The organism is Spiribacter pallidus, from assembly GCF_040838495.1.
In the GTDB taxonomy this organism is placed as follows: Bacteria; Pseudomonadota; Gammaproteobacteria; order Nitrococcales; family Nitrococcaceae; genus Spiribacter; species Spiribacter pallidus.
This window is the reverse complement of sequence record NZ_JBAKFM010000010.1, coordinates 1-1,018: the sequence shown is the minus strand read 5'-3', so window position 1 is coordinate 1,018 and position 1,018 is coordinate 1. Positions and strand designations below refer to the sequence as shown.

Sequence of the window (1,018 nt, the reverse complement as noted above, 5' to 3'; positions counted from 1 at the left end):
TGTTGGCACCGTCCGCTAGAGTCCCCAAAACACCGGTTTGAGATGTCCCCTCGGACCAACGATCCTCGGTCTTGCAAGTTTAGCCGCTTGGAGACTGGGGATGATGACCCGAGAGGACTATTTAATGATAACCGAGAGATACAGACAGGGCGTATACGTTAAAGACATTGCCGCCGAGCTTGGGGTGACGCCCAAGACCGTGAGTCGGGCACTTAAGCGCGGCAGTGAACCACCCAAGCGCCCGAAGCGACGGCCGCGGAAGTTGGACCCGTTCACCGATCAGATCGACGGGATGCTCCGTGATGGGATCTGGAACGCTGCGGTGATCCTGCGCGAGATACGCAAGGCTGGTTATACCGGAGGCATCACGCAGTTGCGCGACTACATCCACCCCAAGCGTGCATTACGCCCGGACGCCGGTGTGGTCCGCTACGAGACACCGCCTGGTCAGCAGATGCAGCATGACTGGTGCGAGCGATGGCTGCTGATCGGCGATGTGCGCCAAAAGGTCTACATCGCGGTGAACGTGTTGGGTTACTCCCGCCATCTCCATGCCATGGGAATGCCCTCACTGGATGCTAACCATACCTACGAGGTGATCGTCGCTGCGCTCGAGGCCTTCGGCGGTGTCCCGGGTAGCGTGTTGGTCGATAACCAGGCCTCAGCCGTACTCGACTGGCAGGATGGCCGGCCGCGCTTTAACCCACGCTTTAGGCAGCTCGCAGCGCACTATGGGTTCACACCGCGGGCCTGCCGGCCGCGACGGGCAAAGACCAAGGGCAAGGTCGAGCGGATGGTGCGCTACATCAGCGACAACGCCCTTGCCGGTGAGCCGGCGTTCGACAGCTTCGATGACCTCAACGCCTACCTCACCACCTGGTGCCAGACGGTGGCAAACCAGCGCACGCTAAGGGAGCTTGGCGAGTCCGTCTCGGCCCGCTTCGCGCACGAGCGCGAGTTGCTCGGGCCGTTGCCGCGCAGCCGCTACGACACGGCCTACCACTCCACCCGCGCGGTG

1 protein-coding gene is annotated in these 1,018 nt (G+C 62.4%); it reads left to right on the top strand.

Translation table 11 applies throughout. The features are described from left to right. Nucleotides 1-100: 100 nt before the first annotated feature. Nucleotides 101-1,018, top strand: a 918-nt coding sequence (gene istA, locus V6X73_RS09545; RefSeq protein WP_367959671.1) for an IS21 family transposase, incomplete at its 3' end; no start/stop codon positions are given.